19 protein-coding genes are annotated in these 24,065 nt (G+C 40.0%); 9 read left to right on the top strand and 10 right to left on the bottom strand.

Features of this window, described 5'->3' with window-relative positions; all coding sequences use genetic code 11:
• Positions 1 to 825 carry a universal stress protein gene (locus HDE70_RS17545; protein WP_260161171.1) on the bottom strand — a complete coding sequence of 275 codons (825 nt, stop codon included), beginning with the start codon at positions 823 to 825 and terminating at the stop codon, positions 1 to 3.
• A 104-nt stretch (positions 826 to 929) separates the two neighbouring features.
• On the opposite strand from HDE70_RS17545, the gene HDE70_RS17540 reads away from it, so the two are divergent.
• The 4 genes from HDE70_RS17540 to HDE70_RS17525 all read left to right on the top strand — a co-directional run bounded on the left by HDE70_RS17540 (position 930) and on the right by HDE70_RS17525 (position 4,204).
• The gene (locus HDE70_RS17540) at positions 930 to 1,604 is read left to right on the top strand and encodes a FadR/GntR family transcriptional regulator (protein ID WP_183891411.1); all 675 of its coding nucleotides are present in this window, start codon (positions 930 to 932) and stop codon (positions 1,602 to 1,604) included.
• 33 nt (positions 1,605 to 1,637) lie between these two features.
• Positions 1,638 to 2,873, top strand: coding sequence for an MFS transporter (locus HDE70_RS17535; protein WP_183891410.1), 1,236 nt, complete (start codon positions 1,638 to 1,640; stop codon positions 2,871 to 2,873).
• Between the two features lie 7 nt (positions 2,874 to 2,880).
• Positions 2,881 to 3,342 carry a GNAT family N-acetyltransferase gene (locus HDE70_RS17530; RefSeq protein ID WP_183891409.1) on the top strand — a complete coding sequence of 154 codons (462 nt, stop codon included), beginning with the start codon at positions 2,881 to 2,883 and terminating at the stop codon, positions 3,340 to 3,342.
• Between the two features lie 67 nt (positions 3,343 to 3,409).
• Complete coding sequence (locus tag HDE70_RS17525; protein WP_183891408.1) at positions 3,410 to 4,204, top strand: hypothetical protein; 795 nt, start codon at positions 3,410 to 3,412, stop codon at positions 4,202 to 4,204.
• Positions 4,205 to 4,251: 47 nt separating this feature from the next.
• Here HDE70_RS17525 and HDE70_RS17520 read toward each other — a convergent pair whose 3' ends face one another.
• The 3 genes from HDE70_RS17520 to HDE70_RS17510 are packed head-to-tail and all read right to left on the bottom strand — an operon-like array spanning position 4,252 to position 7,400.
• Positions 4,252 to 5,373 (bottom strand): TIGR03364 family FAD-dependent oxidoreductase, encoded by a 1,122-nt coding sequence (locus HDE70_RS17520; RefSeq protein ID WP_183891407.1) that lies wholly within the window; start codon positions 5,371 to 5,373, stop codon positions 4,252 to 4,254.
• A complete protein-coding gene (locus HDE70_RS17515; RefSeq protein WP_221302100.1) occupies positions 5,366 to 6,709 on the bottom strand; it encodes a DUF5690 family protein in 1,344 nt (447 codons plus the stop codon). Before HDE70_RS17515 ends, HDE70_RS17520 begins: the two co-directional genes overlap by 8 nt.
• Before the next feature lies 1 nt (position 6,710).
• Positions 6,711 to 7,400, bottom strand: a complete 690-nt coding sequence (locus HDE70_RS17510) for an HAD family hydrolase (protein WP_183891406.1) — start codon at positions 7,398 to 7,400, stop codon at positions 6,711 to 6,713.
• A gap of 109 nt (positions 7,401 to 7,509) precedes the next feature.
• Between HDE70_RS17510 and HDE70_RS17505 the strand changes: the two genes are divergently transcribed.
• The 3 genes from HDE70_RS17505 (at position 7,510) to HDE70_RS17495 (ending at position 13,142) form a co-directional block, all read left to right on the top strand.
• Positions 7,510 to 8,907 (top strand): sensor histidine kinase, encoded by a 1,398-nt coding sequence (locus HDE70_RS17505; RefSeq protein WP_183891405.1) that lies wholly within the window; start codon positions 7,510 to 7,512, stop codon positions 8,905 to 8,907.
• Positions 8,908 to 8,950: 43 nt separating this feature from the next.
• Positions 8,951 to 10,612 (top strand): FAD-dependent oxidoreductase, encoded by a 1,662-nt coding sequence (locus HDE70_RS17500; RefSeq protein ID WP_183870100.1) that lies wholly within the window; start codon positions 8,951 to 8,953, stop codon positions 10,610 to 10,612.
• A 148-nt stretch (positions 10,613 to 10,760) separates the two neighbouring features.
• Complete coding sequence (locus HDE70_RS17495; RefSeq protein ID WP_183891404.1) at positions 10,761 to 13,142, top strand: phosphocholine-specific phospholipase C; 2,382 nt, start codon at positions 10,761 to 10,763, stop codon at positions 13,140 to 13,142.
• Positions 13,143 to 13,145: 3 nt separating this feature from the next.
• Here HDE70_RS17495 and HDE70_RS17490 read toward each other — a convergent pair whose 3' ends face one another.
• On the bottom strand, positions 13,146 to 14,357 hold the full coding sequence (locus HDE70_RS17490; protein WP_183891403.1) for a GAF domain-containing sensor histidine kinase: 1,212 nt from the start codon (positions 14,355 to 14,357) through the stop codon (positions 13,146 to 13,148).
• Positions 14,358 to 14,690: 333 nt separating this feature from the next.
• On the opposite strand from HDE70_RS17490, the gene HDE70_RS17485 reads away from it, so the two are divergent.
• A complete protein-coding gene (locus HDE70_RS17485; protein ID WP_183870097.1) occupies positions 14,691 to 15,671 on the top strand; it encodes a chitinase in 981 nt (326 codons plus the stop codon).
• Here the strand turns inward: HDE70_RS17485 and HDE70_RS17480 are convergent.
• Genes HDE70_RS17480 through recJ form a run of 3 tightly spaced genes read right to left on the bottom strand, consistent with a single transcriptional unit; the run spans position 15,668 to position 19,637 of the window.
• Positions 15,668 to 17,182 carry a GH3 auxin-responsive promoter family protein gene (locus HDE70_RS17480; RefSeq protein WP_183870096.1) on the bottom strand — a complete coding sequence of 505 codons (1,515 nt, stop codon included), beginning with the start codon at positions 17,180 to 17,182 and terminating at the stop codon, positions 15,668 to 15,670. The genes HDE70_RS17485 and HDE70_RS17480 overlap by 4 nt on opposite strands.
• An 8-nt stretch (positions 17,183 to 17,190) precedes the next feature.
• Positions 17,191 to 17,925 carry an LPS export ABC transporter ATP-binding protein gene (gene lptB, locus HDE70_RS17475; RefSeq protein WP_183870095.1) on the bottom strand — a complete coding sequence of 245 codons (735 nt, stop codon included), beginning with the start codon at positions 17,923 to 17,925 and terminating at the stop codon, positions 17,191 to 17,193.
• Positions 17,922 to 19,637, bottom strand: a complete 1,716-nt coding sequence (gene recJ, locus HDE70_RS17470; protein WP_183870094.1) for a single-stranded-DNA-specific exonuclease RecJ — start codon at positions 19,635 to 19,637, stop codon at positions 17,922 to 17,924. Before recJ ends, lptB begins: the two co-directional genes overlap by 4 nt.
• A gap of 141 nt (positions 19,638 to 19,778) precedes the next feature.
• Here recJ and HDE70_RS17465 point away from each other — a divergent pair, with 141 nt between their 5' ends.
• Entirely contained in the window at positions 19,779 to 20,546 is a 768-nt protein-coding gene (locus tag HDE70_RS17465; protein WP_183891402.1) for an MBL fold metallo-hydrolase, read from the top strand.
• On the opposite strand, the gene HDE70_RS17460 is transcribed toward HDE70_RS17465, so the two are convergent.
• Positions 20,539 to 20,946 (bottom strand): response regulator, encoded by a 408-nt coding sequence (locus HDE70_RS17460; protein ID WP_260161165.1) that lies wholly within the window; start codon positions 20,944 to 20,946, stop codon positions 20,539 to 20,541. The two genes, HDE70_RS17465 and HDE70_RS17460, sit on opposite strands and share 8 nt — an antisense overlap.
• Before the next feature lie 153 nt (positions 20,947 to 21,099).
• Positions 21,100 to 23,988, bottom strand: a complete 2,889-nt coding sequence (gene gcvP / locus HDE70_RS17455) for an aminomethyl-transferring glycine dehydrogenase (protein WP_183870092.1) — start codon at positions 23,986 to 23,988, stop codon at positions 21,100 to 21,102.
• Positions 23,989 to 24,065: the final 77 nt, after the last annotated feature.

Genomic DNA, 24,065 nt, shown 5'->3' with positions numbered 1-24,065 from the left:
TTACAAGGGAATTGAAAGCAAAGGGATATCGAGCCCGGATGCCATCACACGGGTTTTACTCCTGTGAATAATATTGGCCCAGAAGCCATATTTCTTTGGAACCATAATTAGCAGATCGGCCTGAAACTCTTTAATCTCTTTCTCTATTTCCCTGATGACCATAATTGATTTCACATTTTTATAGTAATAAGTAATCCCATCTAATGCATCGTCCAGTGCATTGACTACAGAGGAATGCTCATCCTCAGATCTTAAAACTTCTAATTTCTGGTCTACATTAAAAACTTCAACATGTGCATCCAGGTCTACGGCTACCTCTTTGATTCGTGCCAGCGCTTTTTTAGATAATCCGCGTAATACATCACAGGCAAAAAGAACTCTTTTTGTACCCTCGAACTTTGCATTCAGCGGTACAGCCAGTACCGGAAGTTTTAAATTCTTAATGGCAAAAGAAGTTGTATTTCCCCAGAGATCCTGTTCCAGCGTTTTTTTTGGCATTCCTAAAACTACCAGTTCAGCTTTATATTTATTGATGACTTCCTTTAGTTCATCCTCAATAAATGAAAAGGCACATTCATGACCTACCTCAATCTGATAATCAAAAGAAAGGGAAAAAGATCTTTCTAATAAACGGATCTCATTTTCAATCATTAATGCCTGAATACTTGAAGCTGGCAAAAGTGTATTAGCTGCATGAAATGGAATGGCGAAGGAATTAAACAAAATCAGTCTTGCATTTTTATGCTTTGCAATTGCAGCAGCATATTCTACTGCATTCTCAGCAAGTATGGAAAAATCGGTTGCGGCAATTATAGTCATCATCATAGACTTACGTTTGAAACAATTTACTCAGATTACTTTGCTTAAACATAAAATGGAATTAATTTGACATAATAAAGAAAATCTATACATTTGAATCATCAGATGATATGATGAATACTACAAATCTAATTTCCCGTAAGTCACTGGCCGACGAGGTAGCCGAAAAACTACAACAGCAAATTGCCTTTGGCACTTATAAAGTAGCTGAAAAACTGCCTATAGAACCAGAACTGATGTCATCCTTCGGTGTCGGCCGCTCTACGATCAGAGAGGCGATCAAGATCCTGGTCAACTGCGGACTATTAAGAGTGCAGCAGGGAATAGGCACCTTTGTAGAAAATTCAACTGGTATTAAAGAACCTTTATCTCAGCGTTTGAAACGTGCTGATTTTGAAGATCTAAATGAAGTGCGGCATTTGCTGGAAATGAAAGTAGCTGAAAAAGCAGCACTGAACAGAACGAAAGCTGACCTGGTGAAAATTTACGACTGGCTCAAAAAACGTGACAAGGCAGCAAAGAACGATTTGCTGGAAGAATGTATCGATGCCGATATCCAATTCCATATATCCATTGCAGAAGCTTCAGGAAATGAAATCCTGATTGACTTATACAAATCGGTGGCTATTCATATGAAAAACTGGTTTCTGGAAGTTTATAAGGATACTAAAGCCTTTAAAGACACCAGCCATCAGCACAAACAACTGGTTAAAAGTATTGAAGCCGGCGATGCAAAAAAAGCATGGAATAACTCAGCAAAAATCATAGGACATATTTCTCAATAATAATTTCATCGCAAAGATGAACTGACATAATTTATGGAAACGAATACAGCAACACTAGATCCCGGTATCAAAAAAGACATCATTCAGAAAACGATTTATCCGATTCTTTTTACGATAAGTTTTACGCATTTCTTAAACGATATGCTGCAAGCAGTTATTCCATCCGTTTATCCGCTTTTCAAGACTGAATTTAACTTGTCATTTTCTCAGATAGGTTTGATCACGCTAACTTATCAGCTAACTGCTTCACTTTTACAGCCTTTTGTAGGCCATTATTCCGATAAAAAACCAAAACCCTATTCTTTGGCGATTGGTATGGGGTTCACGCTGATCGGTTTGATCTTTGTATCCATGGCTGCCAGTTTTGCAGCAATTCTGATTTCCGTTGGTTTTATCGGTATTGGCTCTTCAATTTTTCACCCTGAAGCATCCAGAGTTGCACATTTAGCTTCAGGAGGTAAAAAGGGATTGGCACAATCTATTTTTCAGCTGGGTGGAAACGCAGGAAGTGCGATAGGCCCTTTACTGGCTGCGCTGATTGTTATTCCTTACGGGCAATTTTACATTATCTGGTTCGGAATTGCTGCCGTTCTGGGTATCCTGATTTTATTCCAGATCGGCAAATGGTATAAAGGCCATCTTGATCTTAAAGTTCAGGGAAAAGTTCAGACTTCGGATGAACCTAAACATAATTTATCAAAAGGAAGAGTGATTGGCTCTATTGTTATCCTGCTGGTACTTATCTTTTCAAAGTACTTTTATATGGCCAGCATGACCAGTTATTTCACCTTTTACCTGATCAGCAAATTTCATGTTTCTGTTCAGGAATCGCAGCTCTACCTATTTGCTTTCTTAGCTGCGGTTGCAGCGGGAACGATGATTGGCGGGCCGCTAGGTGATCGTTTCGGAAGGAAATATATTATCTGGATCTCTATTTTAGGCGTTGCCCCATTTACGCTGCTACTGCCTTATACCGGATTATTTTTAACAGGAGTACTGGCTGTAGTGATCGGGGTAATTATCTCTTCTGCATTCTCTGCAATCCTTGTTTATGCGACAGAGCTGATCCCAGGAAAAGTAGGTATGATTGCCGGGCTTTTTTTCGGTTTCGCATTTGGAATGGGTGGGGTAGGATCAGCTGTATTAGGTAAACTGGCCGATCAGACCAGTATTGAATATGTATTTAAGGTTTGTGCTTTTCTACCGCTGATTGGTATAATTACTGGCTTCCTTCCTGATATTGAAAAGAAGAAACAAGCAATTAACTAACCTTATTATGGAACAAATTATTATTAGAAAAGCGACGCTCAGTGATCTGGATATATTACTGCAATTTGAACAAGGTGTCGTTGAAGCTGAACGTCCCTTTAATCCAGTATTAAAAGAATCAGGAGTTCATTATTACAATATCAACGAATTGATTACCGCTGATCATATTGAGCTGCTGGTTGCACAGTCAGGTACTGAAATTATTGGTTGCGGGTATGCGAGAATCGAAAGTGCAAAACCTTACCTTAAATACGATCTTTATGCCTATTTAGGCTTTATGTATGTAGTACCAGCGCATCGCGGGAAAGGCGTAAATAAGTTGATTTTACAAGAACTTACCGCATGGGCTAAAGGGAAAGGCATCACCGAATTGAGGCTTGAGGTTTTTTCAGACAATGCGATTGCGATTAAAGCTTATGAAAAGGCAGGCTTTGGAAAACTCTATATTCACATGCGGAATGAGATTTAAATTATTATTTATAAACGATTTAGCTCATATTTGCCAAAAAAAAGATTTTTCCTGACCCTAATTTATTATGAAATTATCTCTAGTTGCCATTGCTTTAATAATTCTTTCTGCCGGATGTAGCCAGCAGGACCAAAAAGTAAAGAATTATACACCGAGAACGATAACGAAAAATGAAGTCTTTAATGATTTCCCAACAAATGCCTCAGACTCTATTTCTGTTTTAACAAACAGTGAAGGAAAAGCAGAGACCTTTGGTGCAAAATTCAGAGACAGTACGGTTCATATTCAAACTGACCCGGCCGATCAAAGTAAAAGCCCGACAAAATTTGCCTCTGCGCAATTTATCAATAAACAAAAAACAGCGTTGCTGGTTCAGATTGCAGATAGTTCAGGCCTGGTTCCGCGCCCGTTTCTGATTGCAGTGAAAAATGGTGCATTAGAAGTGGTCAGTCTATATCGTCCATCTAAAGGCAAAGAAGATTTAAAGTTCAGCAAAGGAGTGAAGAAAATTGGTGCAACCGGATACCTGGTCAACAATGATTTTTTCATTACCAATGTAACGGCTAAAGTTTACTTAGTTAAAAGACAAAATCCAGATGACAGGATCCAGGGAGACGTTCTGTTAATGTCACCAGACAAACAGACTATTGTTTTTGCCGTTAAAGACGTCCTGTACCAGGTAAATTACCGGACTGATGAAGTAGTTAGTGAACCTATTGTTGCCGGCAGCCCTAAAGGGGATGAAGCAGCTTTTAATAAATGGATTACAGATAACTATGCTTTTGAGAAAAATAAAAGTGGAAATACTTTCCTGAAATACCATGACGATAACAGGATCGTGGATATGAAAGAATTCAAATAAGAATAAAAAAGGACAGCAATTGCTGTCCTTTTTTATTGACAATATGGTTAACCTCTTGATGCAATATACTGCTCACACAATCCAAAAGATAAAGTCATTCCATTACCGCCTAAACCATTGATTACAGTTACTCCCGGTGCTGCCTCCGTAATCAACTCAGTAGCCCCATTAGTCATTTTAGGATAGATACCGTGCCACGACTGCAACATTTTCCATTCCTTGAAATCAGCAAAAGTATGCAGGTAATCGATAATCATGGTATTGATAAATTCCTTATCAAAAGGATCATGAACCAAACCATACTCATGTGAATCCCCGATAGTCAGTTCACCAGTTCCATTTTGTGAAACCATTACATGAATACCCCAATTCAAATGCGTTGCATACTGCTCTTCATATCTTTTTCTTAAAGCCGGTAAAGAAGCGGCTGCCTGGAAGCCCGGATAATGGATCATAGATAAACCACCGCAAAGAGAAGGCCCGATACGCCATTCATCTGGCTGAGTAACTAAACGCATCATCTGTAACTTACATTTAGTGATCGCTGCAGCCGAAAATAATTCGGGATAAAGCGTTTCAAAATCAGCACCGCTGCAAACAAAAATCTCCTCTGCCTCCCAGCTTTGATTTCCCGAACTCACTTTAGGATGTTCAATCCGGCTGATGGCCGTATTCCAATGGAAGACTACTCCGTACTTTTCTGCCAGGTAAGCCGCTACCTGTCCAACAGCCACTCTGGATTCAATAATCATTTCCTCTGCACTCCATAAAGCACCTTTCAACCCATTTACATTGATTGCAGGTGATTTCGCCAATGCCTGTTCCGGCGTTAATAAACTGCAATTCCGATGTTGGCGGTTAATTTCTGCATATTCACGCATCACTTGCAACTCATCTTCATGATAGGCAATATGTAAAGAGCCTACCTCATCATGCCATATTTTAGCCTCCGTACAGATCTCTTTCCAAATACTGCGGGATAACATTGCCCTTTCAAACATTGGGCCTGTAGCTTGTCCAATCGGCCATACCATGCCGAAATTGCGGATGGAAGCACCAACAGCGCGTTCATTCCGCTCAATAACTGTGACTTTATAACCTCTGATGGCCAGGGCACGGGCAGTAGCTAAACCTACAATGCCTGCACCAATTACTATTGCTTTATTCATAATGATACGATATTAAAAGCTGTTCATTTCTCTTTTGTTCCTCAGCTTTTTTTTCTTTATTTCTGTTCTTCTGTGCAGTTTGTAAAAAGTAAATCAAAGACAACACCCCGCTAATTACACCCACAATGGCAACAAGCATTACACCTTCTTTAAAAAAGTTACCCCAGCTAATATCAGGCTTGCCCAGTTCTTTGACTAACAAAATACTTACACTCGCTAAATAACCCGCAGCATCAGCTACATACATAATGAAGCCAGCATTGCTGCGGTAATTGAAAGAAGCAATCATCCTTTCAAAAAATATAGCGTTGTAAGGAACATAAGCAAGATAAAGACCCAAACCTGCGGTTGTCATCCAGGCAATCGGGCTGATCATCTGATGATCAAAAAGATATGTAGACATGCCGACCAGCAAACACCCACCGATAATAAACAGATGAATAATACTGAAAGCCTTGATGTTCTTTTTAACCAAAATCAGCAAGCTCATCGCGATCAGAACAATAACGGAAATGAATAAATCTATGTGCGTGTAAATATTATTACTCTTTACCCCCAGATCTGCCCAGATTTCTACTTCGAAATTATCCCTCACATCACGCATAATCGTTAACAGGACATAAATAATCAGTGTCAAAATAATACCTGGTAAAAAGCGGATCAGGAAAGCTTTCCGCTCTTTAGCATTCATTGGCGTACGTTCTACCCTTAACTTTTTATCTTCCACAGTAGGAGGAGGCATCAGTTCCAGGCAAAACACAAAGAATAAAAGCGGGATTACAAATATGGCTCCCGTAAGGAAAGGCATATTAAATTCATTGATATGGAAATCTGTCAATAAAGTACGACCGATAGTTTTGACAAAACCAGAAGCGAAAATTAAACTGATAGACATTACAGCCGCCATAAACTCGGTAGATTTTCTGCCTTCCAGATAACCGAACACCAGGCCCCAGATCATTCCCAGTGGAAAACCATTGATAAATAAGAAGGCGATATTCCAGGGAGCAGGGACGAGTGCAAACCCTAATAAAGCAAGCCATGAAATTCCAATCAGAATCAGGATGCTCTTACCCCTGTTATTTCCTTTGATCTCGGAGATAAAACGAATACCATAAAACTTACTTAACATATAACCCATCACCTGTGCAATTACCAGCCATACTTTATAGTCAAGGTGCAGATATTGGTGATCAGTAAAAGTACCTGCTGCAAATGCCTTACGAAAGGAATACATGGCTGTATAAGTTCCAAATGCAGCTAAAGCGGCCATTATAGAGATTACTGCATACGGTAATGCCGCGACTTTAATGCGCAGGCGATCGATTAATTTCATACTATCCGTTTATAATGGTCAGTACTTCTGCCATATCATCGATCAGGTGAGTAGGATGGTAAGACGCTAACTCGTCACGGGTAAAAATTCCGGTTGTGATACCCACTACATACTTACAGCCTGCATTTTGTCCTTCATGGATATCTACTTCAGTATCTCCTGCTTTCAGTACTTGCAGCGGATCTGTAATTCCCGCCTGCTGCATTAACCGTTGAATCATCAAAGGATGCAGCCTGCCCAATTCAACCTCGTCAGATCCAATTAAATAATCAATTATTCCTTTTTCTCTCCATTGCAAACGGTTAATAATCGCATCGGCAATATCTTTTGAGAAGCCAGTATTGATTCCAACGCTGACCCCTTGTTCCCTTAAAGCTTTTAGCGTTTCTTCCACATTCGGAAGCGGCTCAATCACAGGGCCTGAAGTATAAAAATTAAGCATTTGCTGTACAAAATCAGTGTGGATGGTGCTGATCAACTGTGTAGTAATGGTTTCAGCTGCCAGCCCATGCATTTGCAGGAGCTGTCTGATCGCGAGATTTTTTTCATAACCCATCAAAGGGTTTATCTGTACTAAATCAATTGCATAACCGTGTTTTGCTAAAGCCGCCTGAAGGGCCTTGCTCACTTCATGATTATCCTTAATTGTAGTACCTGCTATATCAAATACTGCTAGTTTAATAGGGCTCATAGCTATTATCTTTTGTTTAGCAATACTAAACTTTGTTTATTAATAGCAAATAACCTCAATGTTAAGCTTTGGTAAACAATTGATTCATAAATTTAGCTAAATTTAGACCATGCATATCGTAACAGTTTTATGGCTTAAGTCACTCGATTTTTTTAGTAATGTTCCTGATGATCAGCTACAATGGTTTATAGATAACAGTGAAAATCAATTGCTGAATGATGGCGATTATCTGACTCAGCCGGGCGATCCGATCCAGGGCCCTCATGTGCTTGTAGGCGGTAAACTGAGTCTTCATATGTTCCAGAATGGTTCCAAACGTGAATTTGTGATGTTTACCAAAGGGGATATCTCAGGTTACCTGCCTTATTCAAGAGGGAAGATTTCGGGAGGCTATGCACAGGCAATTGGCGAAGTACAACTCTTGAGTTTCCGTACAGAAAGAATTCAGGAAATGATTAAGGATCATTTTGAGCTGACGCAATCACTTGTTCATGTGATGAGTAACCGCGTCAGAGAGTTTACAGCTATGCAGCAGCAAAACGAAAAAATGATGGCGCTCGGTAAACTGAGCGCGGGATTGGCGCATGAGCTGAATAATCCTGCTTCTGCGATTGTACGTGACTCTATTTCACTGAAGGAACACTTAAGAATGGGACCGGAAGTTTTTAAGAAAGTGGCAGCCATCACCATTGCCGAAGCTCAGATTGACAAATTAAATGAGGTATTATTCGGAATATTAGGCAATAAAGAGAAACCTCTTTTAAATCTAAAACAGCGGATGGTTCTGGAAGATGAAATTGCAGACTGGTTTGAAGCGCAGAACGTAGAAAACGGTTATGCGATTGCAGAAAGCTTCGTTGACTTTAACTTTAGTGTTGCAGATCTGGAAGCCTGTGCAGCACCAGTTGCTGAACATCTTTCCCCGGTATTTAACTGGATCAGTAATCTGCTGGTTACAGAGCGGATGGTCGAAGATATTCAGGAATCCTCTAAAAGGATAGCCGATCTGGTTAATTCGGTTAAAACATTTACCCATATGGACAGGGGAATGGATAAAGAATACGCGGATATTCATATTGGTATCCGCAATACACTGACCATGTTAGGTCACAAAATCAAGAAAGGTAATATTACAGTAGTGGAAGATTATGATGAAACGCTTCCACAGATCAAAGGAATGATTGGCGAATTGAACCAGGTCTGGACAAACCTGATCGACAATGCAATTGATGCCATGGAACCAAACCAGAAAGGCACTTTAACCCTGAAAACAGAAAAGGACAGAGAATTTGTTAATGTCTTTATTATTGATGACGGCCCAGGCATTCCTGCCGACGTTCTCACGAGTATATTTGATCCCTTTTTTACGACTAAACCCATGGGTAAAGGCACAGGAATGGGACTAGAAGTGGTTCAGAGAATCATTCATCAGCACAATGGTAACGTTAAGGTTAAATCAGTACCGGGCCGGACGGAATTTACGGTATGTTTTCCATTGGAAAACTAATGGCTTGATAAGCTGTTTAACGAATTTTAAATTAGTATAAAAGATGAACCTTCCTATAATTTTTTCTATAGATGATGACCCTCAGGTTTTGCGCGCAATCAGCCGCGATCTGAAAATAAAATACGGTAAAGAATACAAAATATTAAGCACTACTTCTGCTCAGGAAGCATTAGATATGCTGATCGAACTTAAAAACAGTGCCGATGTGGTCGCTTTATTTTTATGCGACCAGCGGATGCCCGAAATGGAAGGCGTAGCTTTTCTGGAAAAGGCAATGCTGATTTATCCCGAAGCGAAGCGTGTTTTACTGACCGCTTATTCTGATACCGAAGCTGCAATTAAAGCTATCAATGAGGTAAAACTGGATTATTATCTGATTAAGCCATGGGATCCGCCAGAAGATAAACTCTATCCTGTGATCAATGACCTGCTGGATGACTGGCAAGGTGATTATACACCTGAATTTAAAGGAATCAGAGTGGTCGGTTTTCAGTTCTCCCCATTATCGCATGTGGTCAAAGACTATTTAGCCAGTAATCTGATTCCATACCGGTGGATGGATGTGCAGACCAATCCTGATGCGACCAGTTTATTGACGCTTAATAAGCTGACAAATGATGATCTGCCAGTAGTTTTAATGGATGACGGAACATTTTTAACTAAACCTTCCATTAAGGAAATTGCAGCTAAAATAGGGAAGAACCCGGAAATCATTCATGACATGTACGATGTGGTGATTATTGGCGCAGGCCCGGCAGGTTTGGCTGCAGCAGTTTATGGGGCTTCTGAAGGATTAAAAACACTGATGATCGAGCGTAAAGCTCCCGGAGGACAGGCGGGAACAAGTTCAAGGATCGAAAACTATCTGGGCTTTCCGGCTGGATTGAGTGGAGCAGATCTGACCAGAAGGGCAATCAGCCAGGCTGTACGTTTGGGTGCTGGCTTCTTATCTCCGCAATCGGTGAGTGATATTAAACAAAAAGATGGTTATAAAACTATTATTCTGGAAGATGGCCCGGAGATTATCAGCCGTTCGGTAATCATCACCACAGGTGTGGATTACCGGAAACTGGAAGTAAAAGGTGTTTCTGATCTGACTGGTGCAGGTATTTATTATGGAGCTGCCACTACAGAAGCCAGTGCTTGCAGGGATAAAAATGTTTATATTATAGGTGGAGGCAATTCAGCGGGGCAGGCAGCAATGTATTTGTCAAAATTTGCTTGTAGTGTCAACATCGTTGTCCGTAAAGATGATTTGACATCAACTATGTCCTCTTACCTGATTGATCAGATCGGGCATACACCGAATGTGCATGTTTTAGGAAACACCGAAGTCATTGAAGCCAAAGGAGACAAGTGTTTGGAGAAACTGGTGCTGATTAATGTCAAAACAAAAGAAACCAGGGAAGAAGAGGCTGCGGCACTTTATATTTTTATAGGCGCTAAGCCCTATACAGACTGGTTGAAGCTGGATATCCTGAAAGATGAAAAAGGTTTCATTGAAACTGGCCGTGAATTGAGAAATTATGAGAATTTCAATAAAACATGGAAACTGAAAAGAGACCCGTTTTTATTAGAAACCAGTTGTGCAGGTATTTTTGCCGCAGGTGATGTGCGTTCGGGCGCGATGAACAGAGTAGCCTCCGCAGTAGGGGAAGGCTCTATGGCAATCAGCTTTGTACACAAGTACCTGGCTGAAGTTTAAACAGCTGACCGAAGTTTAATAAAGGCTTTACACTAAAGATTTATGTGGGCAATATCTTTGTTACAGCGCATTAATTATAAATATTTCTTATAATTTGATAGCTAAAATGCGCTTTATTAGATTGATACACATAATTTGATTAACAAGAATGAATTCCAGAAGAGACTTTTTAAAGAAAGCAGCAATGTTTTCTGGTGCTGCCGGTTTAGCCAACGTAATTCCGATGTCGATACAAAAGGCAATGGCAATTGAAGCAGATCCCGGAACCACTTTTTATGATGCAGAACACGTGGTGTTCCTGATGCAGGAAAACCGTTCTTTTGATCATATGTTTGGTAAACTGAGTGGTGTACGTGGATTTAATGATCCTCGCGCAGCAATTTTGCCCAACAAGAATAAAGTGTGGCTGCAACAGGACGCTTCTGGAAATACTTTTGCACCTTTCCACATAGATATTAACAAAACTAAAATTACCTGGCAGGGTGGGTTGCCTCATTCCTGGAATGATCAGGTTGCAGCACGTAATAAAGGGAAGTATGATAAATGGGTACCTGTAAAAACTCTCATGACCCTGGGGCACTACGAGCGTACTGATATTCCGTTTTATTATGCGCTGGCTGATGCCTTTACCATTTGTGACCATAGTTTCTGTTCTTCACTAACCGGTACTACGCCAAACAGGCTATTCTTCTGGTCAGGTACGATCCGTCCGCAGCAAAATGGAAAAGCTGTAGCAGTAGTGAATAATTCGCAGGCTGAATCTCATTCTGGTACTTTTGTAGACTGGGATACTTTCCCCGAACTGCTGGAAGACCATGGCGTATCCTGGAAGGTCTATCAGAACGAACTCTGGACAGCAAATTTACAAGATAAAAGAGTTGGTGACTGGGTAGATAACTATGGAGATAACCCTTTGGAATATGTGAAAAGATACAACGTTAAACTTTCTGCCTATTTCCGCAAACATGGTGACCAGACTAATAAAAAAGAAATTTTAACAGCAGAACAAGTTACTGCGAAATATAATAAACTGAGCCAGAAGGAAAGAAACCTGATTGATAAAGCATTTGCGACCAACATCAATATACCAGGAGATTATCTGGAGCTTGAACCCTTCACTTATACCGATGATCAGGGTAAAAAGGAGACAGTGGATATTCCTAAAAATGATATTTTCCACCAGTTCAGAGCAGATGTAGATCAGGGAAAATTACCTGCTGTTTCCTGGTTAGTTGCCCCTCAGCGCTTCTCAGATCACACCAGTTCCCCTTTATATGGAACCTGGTATGTGTCCGAAGCCATTGATATTCTGACTAAGAACCCTGAAGTCTGGAAAAAGACAATTTTTGTTTTAACTTATGATGAAAATGATGGCTATTTTGACCATATTCCACCATTTGTAGCCCCGAACCCCAATGATCCGGAGACTGGAAAAGTCTCTTCAAAAATGAATATTGATGTAGAATGGGAAGCTAAAATGGGTAGTCCGCTAGGTTTAGGTTATCGGGTACCTATGCTGATTGCTTCACCATGGAGTAAAGGAGGATATGTGAATTCACAAGTATTTGATCATACCTCTTCACAGCAATTCCTGGAGAAATTCTTAAGTAAAAAGACAGGTAAAAAGATTAAAAATAATAATATCAGTGACTGGAGAAGGGCAGTCTGCGGGGACTTAACCTCAGTATTCAGACCTTATAACGGAGAAAAACTGGTTAACCCTGAATCCCTGAAAAAAGAGGAAGTAGTGACTAGTATTCAAAATGCAAAGAATAAACCTGCACAGGTTACCCCTGATGCACTAACTGTAGCAGAAATAGCCGCAATCAATACCAACGCACCATTTTCTTTCGCATCACCAGCGGCTATGCCAGTACAAGAAAAGGGAACAAGGAAAGCCTGTGCCCTGCCTTACCAATTATTTGCAGAAGCTAATCTGAATGCAGATAAAACAGCGATAGAATTAAGATTTGAATCTGGTAAAACAGGATTTGGACAATTACTGGAACCTGTAGGTTCGGCATTCAATGTAACTTCCTTAAATCCATATGCTGAAGTAGCTGGTAAAAACTGGGATTACGCGGTTAATGCCGGAGATCAGGTAACACACCAGCTTCAGCTGAGTAAATTTAAAACTGAAAATTATAACCTGCTGGTTAGAGGCCCCAATGGATTTTTCAGACATTTTAAAGGCAGTAAAAATGATCCGGAACTTACCGTAAACTGCACTTATGAGAAATCAGGTTTGTTAAAGGAAAAACTCAGTGGAAACGTCAGTATACTATTGGAAAATAAAGGGACAACGGCTTTAACGCTGGAAATCAAACAGGGCGTATATGCAGGTAATCCGCAAAAAGTTCAATTGAAACCTAAAAGTAAAGAACAGGTTGTACTAAACCTTGGAAAGAATTCGGGCTGGTATGATTTTACAATTTTAACCACAGATGAAGCTTATAGCAGACAATATGCAGGGCACGTGGAAACAGGGGAAGAATCTGTTTCTGACCCTTACATGGCAGGAATCCTATAATAGCTATCCTTGTTTATAAGTGGGCAGAGAGATGAAAAAAGAGCTTCCAAAGTTTTTACCTTCACTTTCTGCCCATACTTTGCCCTTATGGCTTTCCACAAGCATCTTCACAATAAACAAACCTAAACCATAAGATTTTTCATGTGCTGTAGGAATAGCGCTTAATTTTGCGAATTTCGTAAATAGCTTTTTCATATCCTCTTCACTCAGGCCGAGACCTTCATCTTTGAACTCAATGATCAATTCGTCTTCGGCCAGCGAAGTATTGATAACAATAGTAGCTCCTTCATAAGAATACTTCATGGCATTGCTCAGTAAATTGTCCAGTACGTCCAGTATCCGTTCCCGGTCCGCGTATATTAAAACAGACAGTTCATTGTTAATGATTAAAGTTTGGTTTTTCGCAATAAGTGACAGCTCAAACGACTGCTGCATCTGTAAAAGCAAGTCGGTAATAATGACCGGCTCATGCACGAGTTCAACAAGCGAATTCTCACTTCTGGCATCGGTTAGCAGATTGTTAAGCTTTTTCTCTACTCCTTTAGAAGAGCTCTCAATTTTGGCGGCCATAGCAAATACCTTTTCACTTGTCATTTCACGACTGCCCAGCAACTGCGCATACAATGAAATTGATGTAATCGGATTTTTCATATCATGGGCCAGACGATGCAGCCTGTCATCATAAGCTCTTACAATTTTTCTGTTGACCATGCGGGTTTCCAGCTTCTCCATAACCATTCTGGAAAGTAACAGGAGCATTTTGGACTGATGATCGGTTACTGTGGCCCGGGGTTCTGCATCTAAAACGCAAACTGTACCCAGTGCAAACCCATCAGCAGTTCTGATCTGTGCCGCTGCATAAAACCGTACACCTCCCGGTCTGGAGATATAAGGGTTTTTCATTAACTCCGGAAATTGATGAGTGTCGTAAAAAATAGTCAGGTCATCCTCCATAATGCTCAGTGAGCAAAGGCCGTAAGCTCTGGAAATATGGTCAACCTCAATTTTGCTGCTGCTTGCTTTTACGAAAACATGTCCTTTATCAACAAAAGTTACAAAAGCTTTCTTAGTTCCGAATATTTCGGCCGCCATTAAAGCTATCGTATCAAAATCCGTTTCAGAATGGGTGTCCAGAATTTCATATTGGTATAGCTTTTTTAATCTGATCTCATCATTCGTAGGAATAAGATCATCCGGCGTTTTATTATTTGTCATCGATTTTAATTCAGGGCATCCGTGGTTACATCATAAGGCACGTTTTAGCCTGGTTTGACCGGGCATAAAAAGAAATCCTAAGAATAATATTATGCATTAAACAAAAAACTGGTTTGATTGTTGTATAAATTGTTCTTTTTATAAAACGATGCTGATTAACTATAAAAGTAAAAGAATTACAATGACCGGTCCGTGTATGTTTATGTATCAATATTATTCATCCTTATAAGCTATGAGTATAATTAGACTTTGCCTGGGATTTATTAAGTTTCTATATTCACAGGTCTGAAAAAAACATGATATTCATGTTATTTTAAACCTGAACTGAAAGATATGAAACAAAAAGGCGTTAAAATTATTGCTGTTGTGCTATGTTGTTTATGTGCTGTCATCCCTGCCAGCGCTTTCAAGTTAAACAATTCTGGTTACAAAGACGCTAAGTTTGCATTTCCTTCTTTACTCACTGCTACTGCTTTTAACAAGCTTTTCCCATTGAGAAGTAAGTTCTATACTTATCCTTCTTTGCTGAAAGCTGTTCAGAATTTAGCACAGGTAAAAATTCAAGTAGAGAAAAGAGGGCCTTTTATTTATAAAATTACCAGAACTGACCAGCGCACTGGAAAAAAGAGCATTGTTCGTCAGGATAAAGATTGGAATGAGGCCTGGGCGCAGCAAAAAGAATATACGACTGTCACTATTGACTATGGTCTGTTCTGTAACAGTGCAGATCAGAAGATCAATCAAAAAGAATTGGCTGCTTTTTTTGCACAGGCCGCCCATGAAACAAGGGATGGAGCTGACGGTAAATTTAATGATGGGCTGATGCTGAAAAGAGAACTGGATACGACAAATGCCTATATCGCTGCGAATGTGGTTTATCCTGCGGTTGCGGGTAAGAAATATTACGGACGCGGCCCGCTTCAATTAAGTTATAACGGAAATTATGGCTTTGCTTCAGCCTGTATCTTTGGAGACAAAAACAAATTACTCTCTGATCCCGATCTGATCCTTAAAGACCCTGTTGTTGCTTTTGAAACTGCAATCTATTTTTGGATGACCCCTCAGGGAGTTAAACCTTCCGCACATGAAGTGATTACCGGGAAATGGAAGCCTTCAGCTGCGGATCAGGCAAAGGGCTGGGTTGCCGGATTTGGACTGGTGACCAATATTATCAATGGCGCAATTGAATGTAACCATGGAGATGCTGTAGCAGCCATGAAAAACAGAACTGATTATTATCAGTACTACTTACGTGCATTCGGTGTAACTGATACCAGGAAATGTTCCTGCGGAACTATGCAGCCCTTTCCTTAAGCGTTTAGCATTGGTAAAATTTCATCTACATACTTTCTTTCATTAGCCAGACGGGGTACTTTATGTTGTCCGCCCAATTTACCTTTTGATTTCAGCCAGTTATAAAAAGTATCTTTTGGTGCATTGTGAACTTTGGGTCTGCAAAGTGCCATGTTGTTAAAGCGTTTGGCATCATAATCAGAATTGATATCTCTGAGGGTCTGATCAAGTACATCTACGAATTTCTCAAAATTATCAGGCTGCTGATCAAATTCTATGATCCATTCATGTCCTCCGGCATCATTTCCTTTAAAATAAATAGGGCAGGCAGTATAATCTTTAAATGCTGCACCAGTTTCCCTGCATGCTTTACTGATCGCCTGTTCCGCATTGTCAATAATCACTTCTTCGCCAAAAGCATTGATAAAATGTTTAGTGCGGCCTGTAATTTTGATCCTGAAAGGGGATAAAGAAGTAAATTGAACCGTATCTCCAATTACATAACGCCATAAACCAGCATTGGTAGAAATGATAATAGCATAGTTTTTATACAATTCTACCTCTCCAAGACTTAAGGTAACCGGGTTATCATCACAAAGCTGTTCTAAAGGTAAAAACTCATAGTATATCCCATAATCCAGCATTAACAACATCTCTTCCGAATTCTTCTGATCCTGTATACCAAAGAAGCCCTCAGAAGCATTGTAGGTTTCCAGGTAATACATATCCTCTCTGGGGATCAATTCTTTAAACTGCTCTCTGTAAGGACTGAAATTAACCGCACCATGAAAGTAAAGCTCCAGATTTGGCCATACTTCCAGTAAATTCTTTTTACCTGTAATTTCCAGTACCTTTTTAGCAAGTACAATAGTCCACGTCGGTACACCAGAAATGTTGGTTACGTTCTCTTTAATGGTGGCCTCTGCCATACGGTCCATTTTTTGTTCGTAATCATCCATCAAAGCGATTGAAATATCCGGCGTGCGGTAGTATTCCGCCCACATTGGCAGGTTTTTGATCAGTACAGCTGATAGATCTCCATAAAAAGAATCTTCATTTAACTGGTTGATTTGATGACTGCCACCTAATACAAGCGCTTTCCCGGTCAGGATCTGGTTGGAAGGTTTGTTATTGCAGAAGATCGAGATCATATCCTTTCCACCTTTAAAGTGGCATTCTTCTAAAGCCTCAGGAGAGACCGGGATAAATTTACTTCTGTCACTGGTTGTACCGGATGATTTAGCGAACCATTTAATCTCTGAAGGCCAGAGAATATTTTGTTCCCCTTGCAGCATCCGTTCGATATAAGGTTTTAAGGAATCGTAATTTTGAAGTGGAACACGCTGTTTAAACTGTTCCGGGGTTTCAATAGACTTATAATCATATTTCTTTCCCCATTCTGTGTTCTCCGCACAGGAAATCAGGGTGTGAAACCATTCCTCCTGGACATCTATCGGATATTTCATGAAAAGCTCTATCTGGTGGACACGCTTTTTCATATACCAGGTGAAAATAGAATTTACAATTGCCATACGATAGATTATAAGTTTTTACTGCGAAGTACAAAATTGGAACCCAGGTAGACTTTTCTTACCATTTCATTGGCGGCAAGTACCTCGGGAGTACCAGACTCCAGTATTTTACCTTCAAATAGCAAATAGGCCCGGTCCGTAATGGAAAGTGTTTCCTGAACATTGTGGTCGGTAATCAGGATACCGATATTTTTATTTCTGAGTTTGGCAACGATAGTCTGGATTTCCTCTACAGCAATAGGGTCTACCCCCGCAAATGGCTCATCCAGTAAAATGAAATTAGGACTTGCTGCAAGTGCTCTTGCGATCTCTGTCCTGCGGCGTTCCCCTCCTGATAAAAGGTCACCCCGGTTTCTTCTTACTTTGTGCAAACTGAATTCATCAATCAACTCTTCCAGTTTTTCCTGACGTTCTACCCTGGTCATGGTGGTCATTTCCAGAATCGACAGGATGTTGTCTTCAACAGACAGCTTTCTGAAAACAGAGGCTTCCTGTGCTAAATAACCAATCCCTTTCTGTGCCCTGCGGTACATCGCATCCTTGGTGATGTCTTCATCATCCAGGTAGATATTACCTTCATTGGGTTTGATCAGTCCTACAATCATATAAAAGGAAGTAGTTTTTCCCGCTCCGTTAGGGCCGAGTAATCCTACAATTTCCCCCTGACTCACACTAAACGAAACATCGTTGACGACCGTTCGCTGTTTGTATTTTTTTATAAGATTATCAGCTCTTAATATCATTTATATGATTGGTTATTTATCTCTATTGCTTTAATATTCAATTGCAGGCGCTTCTGCTCTTTCCACACATTTTCTTCTATCGTATAACAAACAGAGAAAGGTTGATCAGGTTTTAATAGTTGCTCAAATTCTGCCAGTCCGAATCCAATGGTTTCAAAAATACTGGAATTTTGTTGTTTAATACTCAACTTTAAATGTTTTGCCCCTACAATATAAGGTCTTCCCACGAAAAATACATCATGGCTTACAAATACCGGGGCCGGGTTAACCGGGCCAAAAGGTGCCATCTGAGCGAGTATACGCTGAAACTTGCCATCAATCTGAGCCAATGAAATTTCATTGTCAATCAAAATCTCCGGACAAAGTAAATTTTCTGTTATGGTCGCCGCAACAACAGTTTCAAACCTTTCAGCGAAAGCTTCAATGTTTTCAGGCTTAATCGTCATCCCGGCTGCAAACTTATGCCCGCCAAATTGTTCCAGTAAATCCGCACAACTTAAAAGCGCTTCATACAGATCATAACCTGGTACCGAACGTGCTGACCCTGTCAGCATCCCATTGGATAATGTTAAAACGATGGTTGGCCTGTAATATTTTTCTGTCAGGCGGGAAGCGACAATACCAATCACCCCTTTGTTCCATTGGTCGTTGTAAACTACCGTTGTTTTTTTATTGATCAGGATTTCAGATTCATCAATCAATGCCAATGCCTCTGCGGTAATATTCTGATCTGTTGTTTTGCGGTCTGTATTCTGTAAATTAATAAAAAGACTTTGTTCTGCGGCCAGCGTATCCGCTGTACACAATAACATTTTAACTGCCTGGTTACCATGATCCATCCGTCCGGCGGCATTAATCCGCGGTGCTAAAGTGAATACAACATCGGTAATGGTAAAATCTTTGTTTTTACCGCAGCTATCCATTAATGCTTTCAGCCCTGTGCAAGGGTTTGTATTTAATTTGATCAGCCCATAATAAGCAAGGGTACGGTTCTCATCATTAACCGGAACAATATCCGCAGCAATGGAAACCATAACCAGATCAAGATATCTTTCGTAATTTTCTGCCGGAAGATTGTGCGTCAGGCAATATGCCTGGGCCAGTTTAAAACCAATTCCACAGCCAGCAAGTTCTTTAAACGGATAAGGGCAATCTGATCTTTTAGGATCAAGGATGGCGATTGCTGCCGGCAGTACGTCGCCCGGCAAATGGTGGTCACAAATGATAAAATCTATACCGAGTGTATTTGCATAATCAATCTTGTCATTTGATTTAATTCCGCAATCCAGTGCAATGATCAGGGTAATCCCGCGCGCCTTTGCATGATCAATCCCTGCGGTAGAAATTCCGTACCCTTCTTTATGCCGGTCAGGAATGTAGTATTCAATCGCAGAAGTGAACTGGCTGAAAAAACTATAAGCAAGCGCTACTGAGGTTGTTCCGTCCACATCATAATCTCCATAAATCATGATATTTTCTCCGGCAGCCAGTGCCAGATCGATTCTGGCAATAGCTTTCTCCATATCCTTCATTAAAAAAGGATCATGTAATTGCGTGAGTTGCGGCCTGAAGAAGTCTTTAGCATCCTGAAAAGACAAGATACCCCGTTGTACTAATATTTCAGCTAAACTTGTATCTATATTTAATTGCTGTGCAAGCGAATCTGTTGTTTCTGCTTTACCCTTTACGGCCTGCACCCATCTTTTCTTCATTTAGTCTTGGTTTTGTGTTTTTTGCAAAGCGCTGTTTAAGCGGTAATGACGTTAGCATGAAGGTATTTCATGCAGGTTCCATATCTTTGTAACAGATTGTAAATATATCATTAATTATTCTTTTGACTAACACCTACGCCATTGCAAGTTTTCACTTTATATGAAGGTTCTTATTCTGTAGCAGCCGACAAAAAGTTCGTCCCTTTTAATCCTCAGACAGATAGCCCCAAAGACAGACCCGGATCTCTATTTATACACGTTAACCCTTTCCTTGTTAAATTTGGGGATAAGTTATTGGTGCTGGATACCGGGCTGGGCTATAGTAACAGTGACGGAGAGTTGATTTTACATGAAAATATCCGCAAGGTAGGTTTTAATCCTGAAGATGTGGATTATGTTTTAATGTCACATCTGCATTTTGATCATGCCGGTGGTATGGTACATAAAGAAAACAATGGAATGGAGCTTAGTTTTCCGAACGCGGCTTACGTGATTCAGCGTGGAGAGTGGGAGGGTGCATTTACCAATGCTTCATCCTCTTACCGAACAGAGATTTTTGATTTTCTTCAACGGAATGCAACTTTGATTTTCGTAGATGAAACCGGTGATTTAATTCCGGGCATTAAACATATCCTCACTGGTGGGCATACCCCTTTTCACCAGGCCTGGTTATTGGAAGATGAGGAGAATAAAGTGTTTTTTGGCGGTGATGTTTTACCAGAGCCCGAAGAACTGTACAAGAAATTTATTGCCAAATATGATTACGATGGCCGCAAGTCCATGGAATTAAGAGAAGAATTTGGGCATACAGCTGTTAATGAACACTGGAACTGTCTTTTCTATCATGGTAAAAGTAAAGCGACCGGCTTTATAGAACTGGGTGAAGAAGGCCAGTTTAAAGTTATATAGTCTCTGAATTTTTGCCTTCAAAAAGTTCAACAAGACGTTCAATAGAAAGGGGTTTAGAAATAAACCCTTTTACTGTTTTATAGGTTTTGGCTTTTTCAATGTCATTCTCATAAACTGAAGAAGAGAGCATGTACATATCTATATCATTCTGGATGCCTAACTTTTCATAAGCATCTAAAAACTCCCAGCCATTCAGTACAGGCATGTTGATGTCAATCAGGATCAAATGCGGAAGAACTTCGTTGTTCGCTATTAATTCCTGTAGGTATTCAATCGCCATTGATCCATTTGTCTTGGCAACCATTTTAGCTTCATAGCCTGTTTTTTCTACAATTTTCTTAATAATGAAGATGTTAATATCATCATCGTCAATTACCAACAGGTTAATTTTAGTATTCATCAGCTTAATAGTTTATAGAAAGATCACTGGGATTAATATAAAGATATAAAATAGAAACGTAAAGTAAATCGTTGATGATTTATATATTTGAAAAAAGACGGGCCATCTTAAAAAAATGACCCGTCTCCTTAATCAAAGGAATGTGAAGTTAGGTTATAAACTAACTTCTTCTTCTTCCATATAACTCTCTATTGGCGGGCAGGCACAAACTAATGACCTGTCTCCAAACGAATCGTTAACTCTTCCAACCGAAGGCCAGAATTTATGTTCTGATACATAAGGTAATGGGAACGCAGCAGTTTGTCTGCTGTAGCTATGTGCCCATTCATCTCCTGTAACTTTAGCAGCAGTATGAGGTGCATTTTTTAATGGATTATCTAATTTATCCAATGTACCGTTCTCTACTTGAGTAATTTCATTTCTGATGGCAATTAAAGCATCACAGAAACGGTCAAGCTCATGTTTAGCTTCACTTTCTGTTGGCTCAACCATTAACGTTCCTGCAACCGGGAAAGATACCGTTGGTGCGTGGAAACCATAATCCATTAATCTTTTCGCAATATCAACTACCTCGATACCGAAGTTTTTGAATCCGCGGCAGTCCAGGATCATTTCATGTGCACAACGTCCTTTACTACCAGAATAAAGTACCGGGTAATGTTTCTCTAAACGCGCTTTCATGTAGTTCGCATTTAAGATGGCATATTCAGTAGCATTTTTCAATCCTTCGCCACCCATCATTGCAATATAAGCATGAGAGATGATCAGGATAGAGGCAGAACCCCATGGTGCAGAAGATACTGCGTGAATTGATTTCTCATTGTTGATGTCTACTACAGCGTGACCCGGTAAATATTTTACCAGATGTGCAGCAACACCGATCGGGCCCATACCAGGACCACCACCACCGTGAGGGATACAGAATGTTTTATGTAAGTTCAGGTGACATACATCAGCGCCAATGTTTGCAGGGCTGGTCAAACCTACCTGAGCATTCATATTTGCACCATCCATATAAACCTGTCCGCCATTAGCGTGGATAACTTCACAGATTTCAATGATACTTTCTTCAAATACACCATGTGTAGATGGGTAAGTTACCATGAAACAAGATAAATTAGCTTTATGCTCTTCTGCTTTTGCTTTCAGATCAGCTACATCAATATTACCGTTTGCATCACATTTAACGATTACAATCTTCATTCCGGCCATCGCTGCTGAAGCAGGATTAGTACCATGTGCAGAAGAAGGGATTAAAGCGATGTTACGCTGATGATCACCACGATCCTGGTGATAAGCTCTGATTACCATTAAACCTGCATATTCTCCCTGAGCACCAGCATTTGGTTGTAAACTCATGGCTGCAAAACCAGTAATTTCACTTAACCATCTGTCAATCTCGTTGAATACAGTGTAATAACCAGCCACCTGATCTGCCGGAGCAAACGGGTGAACACGGCCAAACTCTGCCCAGGTAACCGGGATCATTTCTGTTGTTGCATTTAATTTCATAGTACATGAACCTAAAGCAATCATAGAATGACAAAGAGAAAGATCTTTTGCTTCCAGTGATTTGATATAACGCAGCATTTCATGTTCTGAATGGTGCAGATTAAATACCGGGTGTGTCAGGTAAGCTGAAGTACGTTGTAATTCAGCAGGGATTACAGTTTGAATGTTTTTTTCTTCAGCAAGTTCAACGCTGTCCGCAGAGATCGCTTTTACTTTAGAAAATATTTTGTTCAGCAATTTGATGTCTTCAATAGAAGTAGTCTCATCTAATGCGATTGTAGCTACAGAACCAATATAGTTCAGGTTGATTTCGTTATCGATACATTCTTTGTGGATTGAATCTTTCAAATCACCTAAATCAACACGGATGGTGTCGAAGAAAACTTTATTTAATTGTTTATAACCGATTTGCTCAATTGATTGTGAAAGGGCAACAGCTAAGCCATGTGTTCTTTCTGCAATTAATTTAAGACCTTTCGGGCCATGATATACCGCATAGAAACTAGCCATAATAGCTAATAAAGCCTGTGCAGTACAAATGTTTGAAGTTGCTTTATCTCTACGGATATGCTGCTCTCTTGTTTGCAGCGCCATACGTAAAGCGTAGTTGTTATGACTGTCAATTGTTACGCCGATAATTCTTCCAGGGATAGAACGTTTATATTCATCCTTAGTGGCGAAAAATGCAGCATGCGGACCACCGAAGCCCATTGGTACACCAAAACGTTGTGTAGTACCTACAACGATGTCAGCTCCCCATTCTCCCGGAGGAGTTAATAGTGTTAAGCTTAAAATATCAGCTACCACTGTTAATTTAACATTTTTAGCATGTGCTTTTTCAGCGAATGAAGTATAGTTGAACACTTCACCGTTTCCGGCAGGGTATTGAACAATTGCACCAAAGAAATCTTCAGTTGCTTCAAATGTTTGGTGATCACCGGTTACAAGTTCAATTCCGAATGGATTTGCACGTGTTTTTAAGATGTCAATAGTTTGAGGGAATAACAATTCCGAAACGAAAAACTTGTTTGCCTGTGTATTTTTACGCAAACTGAATTGCATAAACATCGCTTCAGCAGCAGCAGTACCTTCATCTAAAAGAGAGGCATTTGCAATTTCCATACCTGTAAGGTCAATAACCATAGTCTGGAAGTTCAGTAAAGCCTGTAAACGACCTTGTGCAATTTCAGCCTGGTATGGAGTATATTGTGTATACCATCCTGGATTTTCCATCACATTTCTCAGAATTACTCCTGGAGTAGTGGTGTCATAATATCCTTGTCCGATATAAGATTTGAAAACTTTATTCAGTGAAGCCGTTTGTCTAAGGCTTTCCAAATATTCTTTCTCAGACTTAGCAACAGGTAAATTAAGTGGTTTTTTCAATCTGATTTTTTGAGGAACAGTTTGTTCAATCAGTTCTTCAATAGAATTCAGACCAAGGGTGCTTAACATAGCCTCAGTATCCTCCGCATTTGGAGCGATATGACGGTTTTTAAAGTCTTCTTTGTAATGGATGTTTAAACTCATGACGGTTAACAATAAATTTGCGCAAAGGTATTAAAATTTCAGTTCCATTCCAATGGAATGGACTGATCTAAATATAT

It is taken from the genome of Pedobacter cryoconitis, assembly GCF_014200595.1.
Classification (GTDB): Bacteria; Bacteroidota; Bacteroidia; order Sphingobacteriales; family Sphingobacteriaceae; genus Pedobacter; species Pedobacter cryoconitis_C.
This window is presented reverse-complemented; position numbering and strand designations above follow the sequence as displayed.